The 16774-nt window shown below is 72.1% G+C and carries 19 protein-coding genes; 11 read left to right on the top strand and 8 right to left on the bottom strand.

The genetic code is table 11. The features are described from left to right. Positions 1-104: 104 nt before the first annotated feature. The 4 genes from IE252_RS15735 (at position 105) to IE252_RS15720 (ending at position 1914) form a co-directional block, all read left to right on the top strand. Positions 105-323, top strand: coding sequence for an Rv3202a family protein (locus tag IE252_RS15735; protein WP_190090018.1), 219 nt, complete (start codon positions 105-107; stop codon positions 321-323). Positions 324-469: 146 nt separating this feature from the next. After that, positions 470-1111, top strand: a complete 642-nt coding sequence (locus IE252_RS15730; protein ID WP_190090017.1) for a TetR/AcrR family transcriptional regulator — start codon at positions 470-472, stop codon at positions 1109-1111. A gap of 133 nt (positions 1112-1244) precedes the next feature. Next, complete coding sequence (locus IE252_RS15725; RefSeq protein WP_101389947.1) at positions 1245-1472, top strand: DUF3107 domain-containing protein; 228 nt, start codon at positions 1245-1247, stop codon at positions 1470-1472. A 178-nt stretch (positions 1473-1650) separates the two neighbouring features. After that, the gene (locus tag IE252_RS15720; protein ID WP_190090016.1) at positions 1651-1914 is read left to right on the top strand and encodes a hypothetical protein; all 264 of its coding nucleotides are present in this window, start codon (positions 1651-1653) and stop codon (positions 1912-1914) included. 16 nt (positions 1915-1930) lie between these two features. On the opposite strand, the gene IE252_RS15715 is transcribed toward IE252_RS15720, so the two are convergent. After that, entirely contained in the window at positions 1931-2701 is a 771-nt protein-coding gene (locus tag IE252_RS15715) for a ferritin-like fold-containing protein (protein ID WP_373298555.1), read from the bottom strand. 454 nt (positions 2702-3155) lie between these two features. On the opposite strand from IE252_RS15715, the gene IE252_RS15710 reads away from it, so the two are divergent. Together IE252_RS15710 and IE252_RS15705 are read left to right on the top strand one after the other, a co-directional pair. Beyond that, on the top strand, positions 3156-5126 hold the full coding sequence (locus tag IE252_RS15710) for a DEAD/DEAH box helicase (protein WP_229848405.1): 1971 nt from the start codon (positions 3156-3158) through the stop codon (positions 5124-5126). Positions 5127-5227: 101 nt separating this feature from the next. Next, the gene (locus IE252_RS15705; RefSeq protein WP_190090015.1) at positions 5228-6079 is read left to right on the top strand and encodes an alpha/beta fold hydrolase; all 852 of its coding nucleotides are present in this window, start codon (positions 5228-5230) and stop codon (positions 6077-6079) included. Positions 6080-6248: 169 nt separating this feature from the next. Here the strand turns inward: IE252_RS15705 and IE252_RS15700 are convergent, their stop codons facing one another. Continuing rightward, on the bottom strand, positions 6249-7211 hold the full coding sequence (locus IE252_RS15700; protein ID WP_229848403.1) for an NYN domain-containing protein: 963 nt from the start codon (positions 7209-7211) through the stop codon (positions 6249-6251). 230 nt (positions 7212-7441) lie between these two features. On the opposite strand from IE252_RS15700, the gene IE252_RS15695 reads away from it, so the two are divergent. Next, on the top strand, positions 7442-7594 hold the full coding sequence (locus IE252_RS15695; RefSeq protein WP_180357254.1) for a DUF8834 family protein: 153 nt from the start codon (positions 7442-7444) through the stop codon (positions 7592-7594). A gap of 105 nt (positions 7595-7699) precedes the next feature. On the opposite strand, the gene IE252_RS15690 is transcribed toward IE252_RS15695, so the two are convergent. The 4 genes from IE252_RS15690 to IE252_RS15675 form a co-directional block, all read right to left on the bottom strand. After that, entirely contained in the window at positions 7700-8305 is a 606-nt protein-coding gene (locus IE252_RS15690) for a MarC family protein (RefSeq protein ID WP_190090014.1), read from the bottom strand. Between the two features lie 177 nt (positions 8306-8482). Then, positions 8483-9346, bottom strand: coding sequence for a PHP domain-containing protein (locus IE252_RS15685; protein ID WP_190090013.1), 864 nt, complete (start codon positions 9344-9346; stop codon positions 8483-8485). A gap of 120 nt (positions 9347-9466) precedes the next feature. After that, positions 9467-10105: a DUF6758 family protein gene (locus IE252_RS15680; RefSeq protein WP_190090012.1), complete on the bottom strand. Its 639-nt coding sequence runs from the start codon at positions 10103-10105 to the stop codon at positions 9467-9469. Positions 10106-10194: 89 nt separating this feature from the next. Then, positions 10195-10779 carry a suppressor of fused domain protein gene (locus IE252_RS15675; RefSeq protein WP_190090011.1) on the bottom strand — a complete coding sequence of 195 codons (585 nt, stop codon included), beginning with the start codon at positions 10777-10779 and terminating at the stop codon, positions 10195-10197. A 427-nt stretch (positions 10780-11206) separates the two neighbouring features. On the opposite strand from IE252_RS15675, the gene IE252_RS15670 reads away from it, so the two are divergent. After that, a complete protein-coding gene (locus IE252_RS15670; RefSeq protein ID WP_190090010.1) occupies positions 11207-12334 on the top strand; it encodes a magnesium and cobalt transport protein CorA in 1128 nt (375 codons plus the stop codon). Here the strand turns inward: IE252_RS15670 and IE252_RS15665 are convergent. After that, a complete protein-coding gene (locus tag IE252_RS15665; protein WP_229848401.1) occupies positions 12312-13229 on the bottom strand; it encodes a DMT family transporter in 918 nt (305 codons plus the stop codon). The genes IE252_RS15670 and IE252_RS15665 overlap by 23 nt on opposite strands. 98 nt (positions 13230-13327) lie before the next feature. Between IE252_RS15665 and IE252_RS15660 the strand changes: the two genes are divergently transcribed. Further along, complete coding sequence (locus IE252_RS15660; protein ID WP_190090009.1) at positions 13328-13843, top strand: hypothetical protein; 516 nt, start codon at positions 13328-13330, stop codon at positions 13841-13843. A gap of 84 nt (positions 13844-13927) precedes the next feature. Here the strand turns inward: IE252_RS15660 and IE252_RS15655 are convergent, their stop codons facing one another. Beyond that, positions 13928-14677 (bottom strand): hypothetical protein, encoded by a 750-nt coding sequence (locus tag IE252_RS15655; RefSeq protein WP_190090008.1) that lies wholly within the window; start codon positions 14675-14677, stop codon positions 13928-13930. Positions 14678-14893: 216 nt separating this feature from the next. Between IE252_RS15655 and IE252_RS15650 the strand changes: the two genes are divergently transcribed. Together IE252_RS15650 and IE252_RS15645 are read left to right on the top strand one after the other, a co-directional pair. After that, a complete protein-coding gene (locus tag IE252_RS15650) occupies positions 14894-16165 on the top strand; it encodes a magnesium transporter MgtE N-terminal domain-containing protein (protein WP_190090007.1) in 1272 nt (423 codons plus the stop codon). Then, positions 16158-16739: a DUF1003 domain-containing protein gene (locus IE252_RS15645; protein ID WP_190090006.1), complete on the top strand. Its 582-nt coding sequence runs from the start codon at positions 16158-16160 to the stop codon at positions 16737-16739. The genes IE252_RS15650 and IE252_RS15645 overlap by 8 nt, the downstream gene beginning before the upstream one ends. Positions 16740-16774 lie beyond the last annotated feature (35 nt).

The raw sequence follows: 16774 nt of genomic DNA, 5'->3' as shown, positions 1-16774 counted from the left end.
GAGACGATCACACCGTGGTTCATGTGTTCGCCGTCACAGATCGCATAGCGGTGCGCAGAGCTAGCCCATAGGCTCGTAACCAAGCCCTCCAAAAGGGAGCAATCATGCCCCTCGACCCCAGTGACCCCGAAGTGTTCCAGGAAGACGACGACGCCGTGGAGCTCGCCCAGGAGACTCCCGAGGCGGACGCCGCCGAACAGCACACGGACGTACGGCAGGAGCGCGACGAGCCGCTCAGCCACGTCCACCCGGACGCCGCCAGCGAGGCCGACGCCGTCGAACAGACCCGGGTCGTCTCCCTCGACGAGGACGACTACCGCTGATTTGTTCGGATAAGCCGGTGTATCTCCAGCTACCCAGCGCGTCCGGTCCGTGAAATTCTGCGTGCGCACCGCGCACAGCCGGGTTACCCAAAAGTACGATGGCGGCGCGCGTACATCGCGCACGAGATCAATTTTTGGGAGGCGGCGTGACAGCCATCGAGCAGACCGAGGCAGCGCGCCCGCGAGGCACGCGTCTGCCCCGCCGGGCCCGCCGCAATCAGCTTCTGGGCGCGGCCCAGGAAGTCTTCGTCGCACAGGGGTACCACTCGGCCGCGATGGACGACATCGCGGAGCGGGCCGGCGTCTCCAAGCCGGTCCTGTACCAGCACTTCCCCGGGAAGCTGGAGCTGTACCTGGCCCTGCTCGACCAGCACTGCGAGGCACTCCTCCTGGCGGTGCGCACGGCGCTCGCCTCCACCAGCGACAACAAGCTGCGCGTCGCCGCCACCATGGACGCCTACTTCGCGTACGTGGAGGACGAGGGCGGCGCGTTCCGTCTCGTCTTCGAGTCCGACCTGACCAACGAGCCCGCCGTGCGCGAGCGCGTCGAGCGGGTCAGCCTCCAGTGCGCCGAGGCCATCTCGGACGTGATCGCCGAGGACACCGGCCTGTCCAAGGACGAGTCGATGCTGCTGGCCGTGGGCCTGGGCGGGGTCTCCCAGGTGGTCGCGCGCTACTGGCTCTCCAGCGAGTCGGCGATCCCCCGCGAGAAGGCGGTGCAGCTGCTCACCTCGCTGGCCTGGCGCGGCATCGCGGGCTTCCCGCTGCACGGCACCGAGGGCCACTGAACAGCGCTTGCGGGGTGCGGCTGTTCGCTCCTAGCGTGCGGCGCCGCGCCCGTCCGGGTCCCCTCACCGGGCTAATGTGTGCGGGGTACGGCGCGGCTGACCGCGCACCGCAGACCGTCGGAGGGACATAGCCGTGGAGGTCAAGATCGGCGTGCAGCACGCGCCCCGGGAGATCGTTCTGGAGAGCGGGCAGTCCGCCGAGGAGGTCGAGAGCGCCGTCGCCGACGCCCTCGCCGGCAAGGCGCAGCTGCTCAGCCTCCAGGACGACAAGGGCCGCAAGGTCCTGGTGCCGGCCGACAAGATCGCGTACGTGGAGATCGGCGAGCCGACGGTTCGCCGGGTGGGCTTCGGCCAGCTGTAGCCCGACGCACACGTGGCAAGGGAGCGGCCCGGCGGTCATCGACCGCCGGGCCGCTCCGCTGTGTCCGGGCTGTGCCCTCGCTGTGCTCCACACGGTGAGGGGAGGATTGCGCTCCGCAAGCGTCGGGTAGGACGGCTGGTGACCTGATACACCTGGCCACACCGCGGGAGGGACGCACATGCTCCTGGAAGCGCTCGGCTCCGTGACTCTCGGAATCGCCCTCGCCTGGACCGCCGCGACCCGCCTGCCGCACCGTCTGCCCGAGCGCCGGACCGTCTTCGCGGTGGGCGCCCTGGGCGCCCTGTTCGGCGCCTTCCTGACCCACTCGGCGGTCGGCCCGGGCCACGCGGTGACGACGGTCGTGGGCGCCACGTTCATCGCCGTGGTCGCGCTGTCCCTGCTGCTGCGCCCGGCGGGCCGCCTGCGCCGCTCAGCGGCGTAGGCGGCACCTTCTTCAACTAGGCCGCGAGGCCCAGCGCGGCCATCCGCTTGGTGTGGGCCTTGGTGATCCGGGTGAACATCTCGCCGACGGCCGCCAGGTCGAAGCCGTCCGCCATCCCGCCGACCAGCATGGTCGACAGCGCGTCACGCTCCGCGACCACGCGCTGGGCCTGCGACAGGGCCTCGCCCATCAGCCGGCGCGCCCACAGCGCGAGACGGCCGCCCACGCGCGGGTCGGCCTCGATCGCGGCGCGCACCTTCTCGACGGCGAAGTTGCCGTGGCCGGTGTCGTCGAGGACCGCGAGCACCAGGCCGCGCGTGTCCGAGTCCAGCCGGGCCGCCACCTCTCGGTAGAAGTCACTGGCGATCGAGTCGCCCACGTACGCCTTGACCAGGCCCTCCAGCCAGTCCGACGGCGCGGTCTGGTGGTGGAAGTCGTCCAGCGCCTTGGCGAACGGCTCCATGGCGGCGGTCGGCTCCGCGTCGATCTCCGCGAGGCGGTCGCGCAGCCGCTCGAAGTGGTGGAACTCGGCCGACGCCATCTTCGCCAGCTCCGCCTTGTCGGCGAGCGAGGGCGCCAGCTTGGCGTCGTCGGCGAGGCGCTCGAAGGCCGCCAGCTCGCCGTACGCGAGCGCGCCGAGCAGATCCACTACGGCGGCCCGGTACTGCGGCTCGGCGGAGGCCGTCGCCCAGTCCTGGGCGGCGATCCCGGTGGGTTCCACGGTCTCTTCTGCGGCGTTCGCGTCGGCTTCGGTACCGGCCGCGCGGGCGTTGTCAGGCGTCTCCATGCAGCGCACAATAGCCCGCTCGCGGCAGGGAGGAAGGGCCTGGTCAGCCAGAGCGTGCGACCGGTTCCCGGGAATTCGCCCAACACACATGCGCGAATCCGGGGTACAGTGGTAATGAGCCTGCCGAGGATCATGTATTCGGCGGGCGGCTTGATGAATGAGGATGCCCGGTCGGTCGCCCGGTCGGCTCCGACCCGACAGCCCTCCAGTGCGGCACGTGACAGTGCGTAACCGCAGATGAGGGACCCTCAGCGGCACGAGCGCTTGAGCGACGGCAGTGGTCCCGCGCCACCCGGCCCGGTCGATCCCCGAACCGGCCGGATGTACCCGGCACGGTACGACCCGCCGCGTTCGCCTCCGTACCGCGTCTCACAGAAGAGGCAGCACCCTGACTACGTTCCGAGAGCTCGGGATCCTTCCCGAGACCGCCGAGGCCCTCGAAGCCGTCGGCATCGTGTCCCCGTTCCCCATCCAGGAGATGACGCTCCCCGTCGCGCTCTCCGGCTCCGACGTGATCGGCCAGGCCAAGACCGGCACCGGCAAGACGCTCGGCTTCGGTCTGCCGCTCCTCGAGCGCGTCACCGTCCCCGCGGACGTCGAGGCGGGCCGGGCCAAGCCCGAGCAGCTCACCGACGCCCCGCAGGCGCTCGTCGTGGTCCCCACCCGCGAGCTCTGCACCCAGGTCACCAACGACCTGCTCACCGCCGGCAAGGTCCGCAACGTCCGCGTGCTCGCCATCTACGGCGGCCGGGCGTACGAGCCGCAGGTCGAGGCCCTCAAGAAGGGCGTCGACGTCATCGTCGGCACCCCCGGCCGACTGCTCGACCTGGCGGGCCAGCGCAAGCTGGACCTCTCCCACGTCCGCGCGCTCGTCCTCGACGAGGCCGACGAGATGCTCGACCTGGGCTTCCTGCCCGACGTCGAGAAGATCATCAACATGCTTCCGGCGAAGCGCCAGACCATGCTGTTCTCGGCGACCATGCCGGGCGCCGTCATCGGTCTCGCCCGTCGCTACATGTCGCAGCCCACGCACATCCGCGCCACCGCGCCGGACGACGAGGGCGCGACCGTCGCCAACATCTCGCAGCACGTCTTCCGCGCCCACTCGATGGACAAGCCGGAGATGGTCGCGCGCATCCTGCAGGCCGAGGGCCGCGGACTCGCGATGATCTTCTGCCGTACGAAGCGGACGGCCGCCGACATCGCCGAGCAGCTCGCCAAGCGCGGCTTCGCCTCCGGCGCGGTCCACGGCGACCTCGGCCAGGGCGCCCGCGAGCAGGCGCTGCGCGCGTTCCGCAACGGCAAGGTCGACGTGCTGGTCTGCACCGACGTAGCCGCCCGCGGCATCGACGTCGAGGGCGTGACGCACGTCATCAACTACCAGTCGCCGGAGGAGGAGAAGACCTACCTCCACCGCATCGGCCGCACCGGCCGCGCGGGCAACAAGGGCATCGCGATCACGCTGGTCGACTGGGACGACATCCCGCGCTGGCAGCTGATCAACAAGGCGCTGGACCTGAAGTTCCCGGACCCGGTCGAGACGTACTCCACGTCCCCGCACCTGTTCGAGGAGCTGAACATCCCGGCGGGCACCAAGGGCGTCCTGCCGCGCGGCGAGCGCACCCGCGCCGGTCTCGCGGCCGAGGAGCTCGAGGACCTGGGCGAGACGGGCGGCCGCGGCCGCAAGTCCGCCGCGCCGGTCGCGACCGAGGAGCGCCCCGAGCGCACCCGCACCCCGCGCCAGCGCCGCCGCACCCGTGGCGGCTCGACGGTCGAGGCGGACGCTCCGGCGCCCGTGGCCACCGAGCCGGCCGACGCGCCCGCCGCCGACACGGAGCCGCGCACCCCGCGCCGCCGTCGTCGTACGCGGGTGGCCCCGGTGGAGGCGGCCCCGGTCGCCGAGGCCGTCGCCGCTCCGGTGGCGGTGGTCGAGCCGGTCGCCGAGACCGTGGTGGAGGCCGAGCCCAAGCCGCGCCGCACCCGGACCCGCAAGGCCGCCGCTGCCGTCGCCGAGGCGCCCGTCGTCCCGGCCCCGGCCGAGCCCGTCGCGGTCGTCGAGGCCGAGCCCAAGCCCCGCCGCACCCGCGCCCGCAAGGTCGCGGCGCCGGTCGTCGAGGCCGTCGTCGAGGCGCCCGCGAAGCCGCGCCGCCGCATCCGCAAGGTCGCGGAGTCGGCCGAGGTCGGCTTCCTGACGCCGGAGTCGGCCGCGCTGGAGATCGCCGCCGCGAAGGCGGCGGAGGCCACCAAGCCGGTGCGTTCGCGCAAGAAGGCGGTCGCCGCGGAGCCCGACGCGTCGGTCGCCGCCGAGCCCAAGCCGCGTCGTACGCGCGCGAAGAAGACGGTCGAGGCCGCCCCCGAGGCGACCGAGGCCGAGCCCAAGCCCCGCCGTACGCGCACCCGCAAGGTCGCGGCGCCCGAGGCGTAAGCAGCACCGCTCTTTCGGCCCGGCATCCCTTCGGGGGTGCCGGGCCGAAGTGCGTCCGGGCCGCCGCTCCGGGCCCCGCACACCCCGGTTACGCTCGGCATATGAGCAAGCCCCGGTCCCTGGTCCCGCCTGCGGGCACGCGCGCGTACGCGCTGGTAACACCGCGCGGCCGGTTCGCCGTGCTCGACGCCGAACCCGGCGGACCGGCGCTCGGCACCGCGCTGCTGCTGCCCGGCTTCACCGGCAGCAAGGAGGACTTCCTCGCGCTCCTGGAGCCGCTCGCCCGGGCCGGGTACCGGGCGGTGGCGGTCGACGGGCGGGGCCAGCACGAGAGCCCCGGGCCACGCGGCGCGGGCGGCTACACGCCCCGCACCCTCGCCGAGGACGTGATCGCGCAGGCGGCGGCGCTCGGCGACGGGCCCGTACACCTCGTCGGCCACTCCTTCGGCGGGCTGGTGGCCCGCGCGGCCGTCCGCCTCTCCCCCGGCTCCTTCCGCTCGCTGACGCTGCTGTCGTCGGGGCCGGGCCATGTCGGCCCGGAGCAGCGCGCCAAGATCCGGCTGCTGCGGGCCGCGCTGCCGGTGCTGCCGCCGGCGGCGGTGTGGGCGGCGACGCGCTGGCTGGACAGCCGCGATCCGGCGTACGAGCCGGACGCGCCGGAGGTCGCCGCGTTCCTGCGGCGGCGGTGGTTCAACACGCGGCCCGGCCAACTCATCGCCGCCGGGCGGCAGTTGAGGACGGAACCGGACCGGACGGAGAACATCGCGGCGTTGCCGTTGCCACTGCATGTGGCGTACGGGGACGGCGAGACGGTGTGGACGGTCCAGGAGCTCGCCGCCCTGGCCCGCGACACGAACGCCCACCACACGGTCATCCCGGGCGCGGGCCACTCCCCCAATGTCTCGCACGCGGAGGAGTTGGCGTCGGCCCTGACGGGGTTCTGGGGGCGCTGATTGTCCGTCTGCGGCCCGGTGGGTGGCTGGTCGCGCAGTTCCCCGCGCCCCTTAGGTAGTCCGCCGCAGCCGGAGACGTCAGCTCAGCCATAGTCCTTTAGGGGCGCGGGGAACTGCGCGACCAGTTGGGGACGGCGCGCGGACGAACAACCGCCAGTACTGGGACCCGCTAGTACTGGGACTGAAGGTGCTGCCAAAACCCATCCCGCAGCGCCCGCCGCAAATCCGCATGCCCCCGCAGCGACCGCTGAAGCAGCCGTTCCGCCTCCACCAGGAGGTCCTGGTCCACCGGACCGGGCAGATACGGGTGGCCCGGCAGCAGCTGGGCCAGCGCGGCCCGGCCCCGCGACGACAGCCACGTCGCCGCGATCTGCGCCCCCACGAACCGCACGTCGTCCCGCGTCGGCGCGGGCCCGCTGTCCTCGTACATCGTCACCGGCCGCCGAGTGACGTACGGCTTGCAGAAGTCCAGGTCGAACGTGCGCTGGCTGTCGACCTCCCACAGCAGCGGCTCCGCCTGGTTGCGCCCCTCCGCCGCCTCGATGCCCCAGAGGTGGACCCGCGCGCCGTACCCCTGCGCCGCCTCCACCGCCGAGACCAGGTCCTCGTCGCCGCCGATGAGCGCCGCGTCGCTGATGGCGCGGTGCCGGGCGAGGGACTCCAGGTCGGAACGGATCAGCGAGTCGACGCCCTTCTGCTGGTTGTTGGCGTTGAGGTTGCCGAGGCGGACCTTGACGTCCGGCAGCTCCGCGATCGACTGCTGCTCGGAGGTGTGGATGCGCCGGCGCGCGCCGTCGTACCAGTACACGCGGAGCAGCCGACTGTCCGCGAAGATCGTGCGCGCCTTGTCGATGAAGGCCTCGATCAGCCCCTCGGCGTCGAGGTCGAAGGACCGGCGGTCCTCGGTCCCGGCGACCAGCAGGCCCGCCGCCGCGTACACATAGCCCGCGTCGACGAAGATCGCGTGGGTCGAGGGCGTCTTGGCCACCTCGGCCAGCATCCGCCGCAGCAGCTGGTTGGTGCGCTCCAGCTGCGCGCCGATGTCGGAGGCCGCGGAGCCGCCCGCGTCGGTGGGGTCGCTCGGGTCGCCGGGGCCGTCGGGGATGCCTGGGATGTCGCCTGCGTCGCTCATTGCCCCCCATTCTCCGTGGCGTGAGCGATCCCACACAACCGGTGCCTTACCTGCCAGTATTTAGCCCGTGAAAAAATTTCCTTAGCGTAGGGAATGTTTGCCAAGGGCAACCCGTTGAACAGTCGTAACGGGCGGGCAATCGTCCGGACTCCGCGAGGGTGCAGGCTGAAGAAGCCGAGCCCCCCGCACCAGTAGTTCTCCTTCAGGAGGATCAGACGAAGGGAGAAGCCATGCGCTTCGAGATCATGCGCCTCAACGACGTCGACGGCTCCGCCGTGGACAGCACCGTCGTGGACGCCGCCTCCGTCAACCGGATCGTGCAGCAGGCCGCCGCAATCGGCCAGCGCATCTACATCCGCCCGGCCGACAGTCCGGCTTCGTAACGCGTAAGGATCTTCTACGCGGCAAGCCGAAGCGCCCCCGCACCGAATCGTCGGTGCGGGGGCGCTTTCCGCTTGTACGGCAGCGGGCAGGCGGGCGGACGGCGGTCAGGCGCCGTGGATCACCTGGGTGACGCCGTTGATGATCTGCTGCACCGCGAGCGCGGAGAGCATCATGCCCGCGAGCCGCGTCACCAGGACGACACCGCCGTCCTTGATCACCCGGATGATCAGCAGCGAGTACCGCATGACCAGCCAGAGCACGATGTGCATCGCGAGGATCGCGGTCCACACGGCGACCTGCCCGGAGAACGTGTCGTGGTTCTGGACCGCGAGGATGACCTGGACGATCGCGCCGGGCCCGGCGAGCAGCGGCATGCCGAGCGGCACCAGCGCCACGTTGACGTCCTTGGTCTGCTTCGGCTCCTCCATCTTGCCGGTGAGCAGGTCGAGCGCGATGAGCAGGAGCAGCAGACCGCCCGCGATCATCAGCGCGGGCACGTCGATGTGCAGATACGCCAGGATCTGGTTGCCCACCAGACCGAACACGGTGATCACACCGAGGGCCACGGCCGCGGCCTGCCACGCCATCTTGCGCTGCACCTTGGCCGGGCGGCCGGAGGTGAGCGCGAGGAAGATCGGCGTGATCCCGGGGGGATCCATGATGACAAAAAGGGTGAGGAACAGGGAGCCGAAGACGGCAGCGTCGAACACGGTGGTGCCTTGCAGGAGGAGGGGTGTACGGGGAAAAGGGGGACCTCGGGCCGGGGCATGGGCCGCCCGGGGCCGAGCCTTCAGGGGCGCGGGACTGAGACATATGCGGCTCCGCCGCGGGGGCGCGACCAGCCACACACGGCCCGCAGACGAATCACCGCGCTTCCAGCGAAGCGCTCAGCGGCCGGTTCCGCCCGCGCCAGGAACGGGGAACGCGCCCGTCGCGCGGCGGGTGATCTCGCCGTAGATCTCGGGGTCGGTGGTGCACTCCCCGAGCCGCACGGCCTTGCGGCCGCCGTGGTAGTCGCTGGAGCCGGTGGTGAGCAGACCGAGCTCGGCGGCCAGTCCGCGCAGCCGCGCGCGCGTGGGCGCGTCGTGGTCCGTGTGGTCGACCTCGATGCCGTCGAGACCGGCCGAGGCCAGCTCGGCTATGACCGTCTCGGGCACGACCCGGCCGCGCTTGACGGCGAGCGGGTGCGCGAAGACGGTGACTCCGCCGGCGGCCTTGACCAGCCGGATCGCGTCGAACGGGTCGAGCTCGTGCTTGCCGACGTACGCGCGTCCGCCGTCCGCCAGCCACTCGGGCACGAACGCGTCCGACACCGAGCCGACGACGCCCAGCTCGACCATCGCCTCGGCGACGTGCGGACGGCCGACCGAGCCGTCGCCCGCGATCCGCGCCACCTGCTCCCAGGTGACGGGGACGCCCAGCGCCTGGAGCTTGGCGACCATGCCCCGGGCGCGCGGCACCCGGTCGTCGCGGACCAGCTCGCGCTCGCGCGCCAGCTCCGGCTCCTCGGGGTCGAAGAGGTACGCCAGCATGTGCAGCCCGATGCCGTCGACCCGGCAGGAGAGCTCGGCGCCGGTCACCAGGGTCAGGCCCGCGGGGAGCGCGGCGGTCGCCTCGGCGTAGCCCCTGGTGGTGTCGTGGTCGGTGAGCGCGATGACGTCGAGCCCGGCGGCGGCCGCGTTACGGACCAGCTCGGCCGGGGTGTCCGTGCCGTCGGAGGCCGTGGAGTGGGTGTGCAGATCGATGCGCACGCGTGACTCCAGGGCGTAGAGACCGGCAGGGGGACAATCAAGGATAACTGCGCGTAGCCCCTGTCCCGCCCGTAACGGCTGTGGCGGTCACCGCACTCGGGGCGCTCCGCCACGCGCGCGTCACGACAGGATCCGCGGCGACAGCGCGCCGCACGGCACCAGCTCGACCTCGGCGCCCGCGTCGCGCAGATCGGTGAGGACCAGCTCGTCGTAGAGCAGCAGGCCCGACTGCTCGGGCCAGACGATCGCCCACAGCCACAGGCCGCGCGCCTCGCCCGCGAAGACCGCGCGGTCGTCGGGCGTGCCGGTCACGTGCCACAGCGGGGTGGGCCGCCCGGCCGCGAGGACCTTGGCGTGCGGCGGTTTGTCGACGCTGATGTACGGGCCGGGGTCGGGGCCGTCGATGCCCGCGTACCGCGCGCCGAGGCCGACGCCCAGCTCCTCCGCGACGAGCAGCAGCTCACCGATGCCGCCCAGCGGGGCGGGGCCGGAGCAGGCCACGGCGGTCGCGCGCCCGCCGTTGCGGTCGTCGCCCGCGCAGGCCACGCCGGTGAAGAGCCAGCCGATGGGCAGCGGCCACGGCATCCAGACGGGCACCTTCGACCGGTGCACCACGACGCCGAGGGCCTCGACGCTCGGGGGGACCACCGGCTGCAGCGGATGCACCGTCCCGTGCACGTCGCACTGCCAGGAGTCGGCAAAGAGACCGGGCGCCCTGACCCGGCCTCCGCACTTCGGGCAACTGGGTTCGCCCCTCATAAATGCCCACGGTCCTCCCCGTCCAGCGCCGCGTCAAGGACGATCACCCGTCCGGCGTGTGGGGATCGGGGCGGGCCCCGGCTTCCGGACTAGTCCAGCCGTACCGACGTACGGAGCGGATCCCGCAGGTCCGTCCCGTTCGCCAGCCACCGCTCCTCCAGCTCCTGCGCCCCCCGCACCCGCTTCCACGCCGCCTCGTTCGTCGTCATCGGCAGCAGCGGCAGGAAGCGGACCGGGTCCATCGGGTCGTCGAGCTCCAGGTCCTCGACCAGGCCGCCCGGCTCCGCGACCAGGACCGAGCTGAACGGCGCCCCGGGCCACAGCGGTTCCCCGATGTCGAGCGAGGCGCCGGGGGCCACGATCACGCCCTCGACCTGCGGGGTGGAGGCGAGGACGGCGAGCGGCCGCAGCACCTTGTCCGTGTCGGCGAGCCCGGCCCGTACGGACAGGACCAGCTCGGCGCGCGGGCCCTTGACCGGGTCGGCGAGGGCGGCGGCCGGGTCGGTCATGGGCTGGGCCGACATGCCGAGCGTGGCGTAGCGGACGATGTCCCCGTCGGCGAAGCGCAGCACCTCGACGCGATCCGTGCCGAGGAAGGTCACCGCGGCGCGCGCGTCCGGTTCGCCGAGGGCGGTGCGCAGCCTGGCCTCGACGAGAGCAAGAACATCAACCATGAGTTGAGCATAGAAGCCGTATCGAACGAGCAAAGTACGGACTTGACACTTGCGCCGGCTGATAGTCTTGGCCGCTGTTCAGGGCAGCAGGAAGTCCCTCACGGGGGACCGGCCGGAGGAGGTGGGGCTGCGATGGATCGAAGTCGGCCTGGCAGTACCAACCGCTCTTCCGTGCGCCTTCGTTGTTCCCTGTGATCGAGACCTCCTTACCCGGCCGTTCCACCGGGAAACATCTGAGTCTCATGGCATTTCGCACGACGGAAGAGCACATCGCCTCGCCCAGTCCGTTTCAGTAGCGAACGCCGTCACCGCACCCGCGGTACCGCCCGCTTTGCGGACGTACGCAGATGTACGCAGTCGTCGCGTCACGTCCCCATTCCGGGCAGTGCCACGCCCGCCGGCGGCCCCTCCGCGAAGGAGTCCTGCCATGTCCATGATCCGTGACCTGCGCGCCGCGGTCCGCCCCTCCCTGCGTCCGTCGCTGCGCAAGAGCACCGCCCCGTACAACTCGTACGACCCCACCCGCGACCCGTCCGCGAGCAGCGCGGTCGTCGACTGCGCGGTCTACCGCGACGGGCTGCGCACCCAGGCCGACTCGTGCCTGTCGCCGCGCGAGGCGATGCGGCGGGTGCGGGAGGACGGCGGCTTCGCCTGGATCGGGCTGCACGAGCCGACCGAGGCCGAATTCGCCGGTATCGCGGCCGAGTTCGGGCTGCACCCGCTGGCCGTGGAGGACGCGGTCCACGCCCACCAGCGGCCCAAGCTGGAGCGGTACGACGACACGCTCTTCACCGTCTTCAAGACGGTCCACTACGTCGAGCACGCCGAACTCACCGCGACCAGCGAGGTCGTGGAGACCGGCGAGGTCATGTGCTTCACCGGCCGGGACTTCGTGATCACCGTCCGGCACGGCGGCCAGGGCTCCCTGCGGGCGCTGCGCAAGCGCCTCCAGGACGACCCCGAGCTGCTCGCCAAGGGCCCCTCGGCCGTGCTGCACGCCATCGCGGACCAGGTCGTCGACGGGTATCTGGCGGTCGTGGACGCGATGCAGGACGACATCGACGAGGTCGAGATCGACGTCTTCTCGGCCCCCTCCAAGGGCAGCCCGCGCGGCACGGACGCCGGGCGGATCTACCAACTCAAGCGTGAGGTGCTGGAGTTCAAGCGGGCGGTCGCGCCGCTGCTGCGGCCGATGCAGTTGCTCAGCGAGCGGCCGATGCGGCTGGTCGACCCCGACATCCAGAAGTACTTCCGGGACGTCGCCGACCACCTCGCGCGCGTGCAGGAGCACGTCGTGGGCTTCGACGAGCTCCTGAACTCGATCCTCCAGGCCAATCTGGCGCAGGCGTCGTTCGCGCAGAACGAGGACATGCGCAAGATCACCTCATGGGCGGCGATCATCGCCGTACCGACGATGGTGTGCGGGGTGTACGGCATGAACTTCGACCACATGCCGGAGCTGCACTGGAAGTACGGCTACCCGCTGGTGCTGGCCGCCATCGCCGGAAGCTGCCTCGTCATCCACCGCACGCTCAAGCGGAACGGTTGGCTCTGACCACGAGCGCGAGCCCGGCGAGGATCACCACGAGCGCGGGCCAGGCCAGCGCGGGCGGCTGCTGGCCCAGCCAGAGCGCCGCGATGAGGGCGGCGCCCGGCGTCTCCAGGAGGATCGCCGTGGACGTCACGGACGCCCCGAGGCCCCGCACCACCCGGTTGAGCAGGGAGTGGCCGAGCAGCTGGGCGGCGACGGTGAGCGCGGCCAGCTTGGCCCAGGTCTCTCCCGAGTACGAGGTGAGGTCCGCGCCGCTCGCCAGACAGGCGGCGAGCAGCCCGGCGGCGGCCGTCCCGTAGCAGAGGTACGTGTACGGGACCGTGTCCACGGTCCGCCGGACCTCAGCGCCGAGCAGTACGTAACCGGCGGCCGCGATGCCGCCGCCGAGCGCGAGCGCGTCACCGGCGAGCGCGCGCGGCGAGGTGGTCATGTCGACGCCGGTGAGCATCACCACGCCCGCGCAGGCGACCAGCGTCCCGACCCACACCATCGCGGGCGGGCGGTGGCCGCGCAGGCGCAGCGCGATGGTGGTCCAGATCGGGGTGGTGGTGCACAGTGCGGTCGAGGACGCCACCGACGTCATCCGCAGGCTCGGCAGCCACAGCCCGAAGTGCAGCGCGAGCAGCGCCCCGGCGGCGACCGCGAGCCCTACCTCGCGCCGGGTCAGCCCGCGCAGCTGCGCCCGGTACTTGACCGCGGCCAGCGGGGTGAGCGCCCCCACCGCCATGGCGTTGCGCCAGAAAGCGATGGCCAGCGCGGGGGCCGCGGTCGCGGCGATGAGCGGCGCGGAGAGCGACACGCTGGTGATGGCGACGGCGAGCAGCGCGAAGTCCACCCGGGGGACGGCCGGAGCGGCGGTCAGGGCCGGGGTGGCGGTGGACGCGGTGGTGGTGGGCACGACAAGAGAGTAAGGCGCTAAACATATTTACGGAACTGTCGGTCCGGGCTGTGGACAACGCCGCCACCCCCGTACCGGCCGTCCCATAAAGTGACCCCATGACACCTGCGCTGCTCGACCGGGCCCTCGTCGAGGAGGCCACCAAGAAGTCCGGGCTGATCTGGGTGCGGGGCACCGGGACGGCCGACCGCACGCTGTGGCACGTGTGGCACGAGGGCGCCGCGTACGTGGTGGGCGGCGGCCCCGGCGAGCAGCCCCTGGAGGGCCTGGCCGACGGCGGCACCGCCGAGGTGACCGTCCGCAGCAAGGACAAGGGCGGCCGCCTGGTGGCCTGGACGGCCGCGGTGAGCGAGATCGCGCCGCACGGCGAGCTGTGGGAGGCCGTGGCCGCCGAGCTGAAGACGAAGCGGCTGAACGCGCCGGACGGGGAGGCGGTGACGGGGCGCTGGGCGCGGGAGTGCCGGGTGCTGCGCCTGTCGCCGGTCGAGGTCCGCACGACGATGCCCTCCGGCTCGCTGGCGGCTCAGCCCGTGGAGACCTCGGCCACCACGCGGCGGCCGATCCCCGCGGCGCTGCCGAGGCTGCTGATGAAGCGCAAGCGGAAGCGGGCCTGAAGGCGGCGTATTGCCGCGCAGCGGCATTAAGGGGCGCGGGGAACTGCGCGACCAGTTGGGGACGGCCCGCAGACCAAGAACGAGCTACGTCTTCGGAAGCTGGCGGCCGTAGTCCACCGTCGCGTCCTTCGACGGCGGGGCCAGGGCGAAGTCCTGGTTCCAGTCACCCAGTTCCAGGACGCCCGCACCACCCGCGCGCTCGAAGCGCAGGGGGTACGGCGTGCCCTGGAGCGAGACGTCGAGCGTGCCGCCCTCGCCGTCCTTGCCCGCCTTGACGCGGATGGTGCGCACCTCGCCCACCTTGGACCGGTCGCCCTTGGAGAGCTCGCCCTGGAGCCCGAGCATCCCCTTCAGGAGCGCGCTCTTGTCCGTGAAGCCGCGCAGCTCCTGGTACGAGGGGTCGCCCGACGGCACCTTGACGTACTTGTCGTCGAGCTGCTTGCCCGCCGCCGCGCTCCCCGGGTCGCCGCCCTTGTCCTTGTGCGACCAGAACCCGGCGTCCGCCTTCAGGAAGAGCTCGTCGCCCACCCGCAGCAGCCCGAACGTGCTGTTCTTCGAGGTGACCGTGCCGGTCGCGCCGGTCCCCTTGAGCCGCATGTCGATCCTGTACGAGCCGCCCTTGCTGACCAGCGTGCCGCTGAGGTGCACCGCGTCGGCGCCGTCCGCCGCCGTGCGCGCCTTGCCCTCGATGTCGGTGGCGGAGAGCTTGCCGACGCCGTTGGTGCCCTCGTCCGGGTCCGAGGAGCACGCCGTGACGGCCGTGGCGAGCCCCGCGCAGAGTGCGACGGGGAGCGCGGCCCGGCGGGCCCGTACGGACAGGGAGCGAGTGGTCACCGGCACACGGCCTTTCGTCGGAGCGCGCGGGGTGGGGGGCGCGAAGTCGGGGTCGGCAGACCGCACCCTACCCGGGCCGTCTACGCTGCCCGGCAGAGAGCCGTACGGACGCCCCTCAAAGGCGCACCGGATGGTCACCGGCTAGCCTGAATCAGATATTCAGCGCCATTTCAGGCCACGACAAGGTCGGATCACGCCCAAGAGGAGGCGCTCAGCATGGCGGCAGGCGCCCCCCGGATCTTCGTTTCGCACCTCTCCGGCGTCGCCGTCTTCGACCCCAACGGCGACCAGGTGGGCCGGGTGCGCGACCTCGTCGCCATACTGCGGGTCGGCCGCCGCCCGCCCCGGCTGCTCGGCCTCGTCGTCGAGGTGGCCGGCCGAAGGTTGATCTTCCTGCCGATGACCCGGGTCAGCGGCGTCGAGTCCGGCCAGGTCATCACCACCGGCGTCGTCAACCTGCGCCGCTTCGAACAGCGCCCCACCGAGCGGCTGGTGCTCGGCGAGCTCCTCGACCGCCGGGTCACCCTCGTCGAGAAGGGCGAGGAGGTGACGGTCCTCGACGTGGCCATCCAGCAGCTGCCCGCCCGCCGCGACTGGGAGATCGACAAGGTCTTCGTACGGCGCGGCAAGGGCGGCGCCCTGCGGCGCAAGGGCGAGACGCTGACCGTCGAGTGGTCCGCGGTCACCGGCTTCTCCCTGGAGGAGCACGGCCAGGGCGCCGAGAGCCTGCTCGCCACCTTCGAGCAGCTGCGCCCCGCCGACCTCGCCAACGTGCTGCACCACCTCTCCCCCAAGCGCCGCGGCGAAGTGGCCGCGGCCCTCGACGACGACCGGCTCGCCGACGTGATGGAGGAGCTGCCGGACGACGACCAGGTGGAGATCCTCGGCAAGCTGAAGGACGAGCGGGCCGCCGACGTCCTGGAGGCGATGGACCCGGACGACGCCGCCGACCTGCTCTCCGAGCTGCCCGAGGAGGACAAGGAGCGGCTGCTGACCCTGATGCAGCCGGACGACGCGGCGGACGTGCGCCGGCTGCTCAGCTACGAGGAGCGCACCGCGGGCGGTCTGATGACCACCGAGCCGATCGTGCTGCGCCCGGACGCCACGGTCGCGGACGCCCTCGCGCGCGTACGCCAGCAGGACCTCTCGCCGGCGCTCGCCGCGCAGGTGTACGTGTGCCGGCCGCCCGACGAGACGCCGACCGGCAAGTACCTGGGCACGGTGCACTTCCAGCGGCTGCTGCGGGACCCGCCGTTCACCCTGGTCTCCTCGATCGTGGACAACGACCTGCCGCCGCTGTCCCCGCAGACCCCGCTGCCCGCCGTCACCGCGTTCCTCGCCGCGTACAACATGGTCGCCGCGCCCGTCGTGGACGACAGCGGCTCGCTGCTGGGCGCGGTCACCGTCGACGACGTCCTCGACCACCTGCTGCCCGAGGACTGGCGCGAGGCGGAGTTCCACGCCGCCGAGGGGGGTTCGCATGGCTGACCGCACGGAGGAGCGCGACCGTACGCGCGCGTCGGGGTCGAGCGCCGTGCCGCGCGGCCCGCGCACCCGCCTGGACCTGCCGCGCGCGCCCCGGCCGCGCCTGCTGCCCGAGTACGACCCGGAGGCGTTCGGCCGGTTCTCCGAGAAGATCGCCCGCTTCCTGGGGACCGGGCGGTTCATCGTCTGGATGACCCTGGTCATCATCCTGTGGGTGGTCTGGAACATCTTCGCGCCGGCGCCGCTGCGCTTCGACGAGTACCCGTTCATCTTCCTGACCCTCGCCCTGTCCCTCCAGGCCTCGTACGCGGCCCCGCTGATCCTGCTCGCGCAGAACCGGCAGGACGACCGCGACCGGGTCAACCTGGAGCAGGACCGCAAGTCCAACGAGCGCTCCATCGCCGACACCGAGTACCTGACCCGGGAGATCGCCGCGCTGCGGATGGGCCTCGGCGAGGTCGCCACCCGCGACTGGATCCGCTCGGAACTGCAGGACATGATCAAGGAGATGGAGGACCGGCGCGTCGTATTCCCGCCGGAGGCCCCCTACGGAAGTGACGAATCAGACCGCCGTTAGGGCTTTCCGGGGGCGGGACCCGGCGCCGTACCATC

It is taken from the genome of Streptomyces melanogenes, assembly GCF_014649795.1.
Taxonomy (GTDB): domain Bacteria; phylum Actinomycetota; class Actinomycetes; order Streptomycetales; family Streptomycetaceae; genus Streptomyces; species Streptomyces noboritoensis.
Note: the sequence above shows the minus strand (reverse complement) of the source record. Positions and strands in the feature narration are given on the sequence as shown.

Bases quoted from the DNA above. Each gene is read 5' to 3' on its own strand.
- IE252_RS15715 (WP_373298555.1), bottom strand. From the start codon at position 2,701: ATGGAGACGCCTGACAACGCCCGCGCGGCCGGTACCGAAGCCGACGCG.
- IE252_RS15670 (WP_190090010.1), top strand. From the start codon at position 11,207: ATGTCCATGATCCGTGACCTGCGCGCCGCGGTCCGCCCCTCCCTGCGT.
- IE252_RS15700 (WP_229848403.1), bottom strand. From the start codon at position 7,211: ATGAGCGACGCAGGCGACATCCCAGGCATCCCCGACGGCCCCGGCGAC.
- IE252_RS15705 (WP_190090015.1), top strand. From the start codon at position 5,228: ATGAGCAAGCCCCGGTCCCTGGTCCCGCCTGCGGGCACGCGCGCGTAC.
- IE252_RS15645 (WP_190090006.1), top strand. From the start codon at position 16,158: ATGGCTGACCGCACGGAGGAGCGCGACCGTACGCGCGCGTCGGGGTCG.
- IE252_RS15680 (WP_190090012.1), bottom strand. From the start codon at position 10,105: ATGAGGGGCGAACCCAGTTGCCCGAAGTGCGGAGGCCGGGTCAGGGCG.
- IE252_RS15650 (WP_190090007.1), top strand. From the start codon at position 14,894: ATGGCGGCAGGCGCCCCCCGGATCTTCGTTTCGCACCTCTCCGGCGTC.
- IE252_RS15735 (WP_190090018.1), top strand. From the start codon at position 105: ATGCCCCTCGACCCCAGTGACCCCGAAGTGTTCCAGGAAGACGACGAC.
- IE252_RS15675 (WP_190090011.1), bottom strand. From the start codon at position 10,779: ATGGTTGATGTTCTTGCTCTCGTCGAGGCCAGGCTGCGCACCGCCCTC.
- IE252_RS15695 (WP_180357254.1), top strand. From the start codon at position 7,442: ATGCGCTTCGAGATCATGCGCCTCAACGACGTCGACGGCTCCGCCGTG.
- IE252_RS15720 (WP_190090016.1), top strand. From the start codon at position 1,651: ATGCTCCTGGAAGCGCTCGGCTCCGTGACTCTCGGAATCGCCCTCGCC.
- IE252_RS15660 (WP_190090009.1), top strand. From the start codon at position 13,328: ATGACACCTGCGCTGCTCGACCGGGCCCTCGTCGAGGAGGCCACCAAG.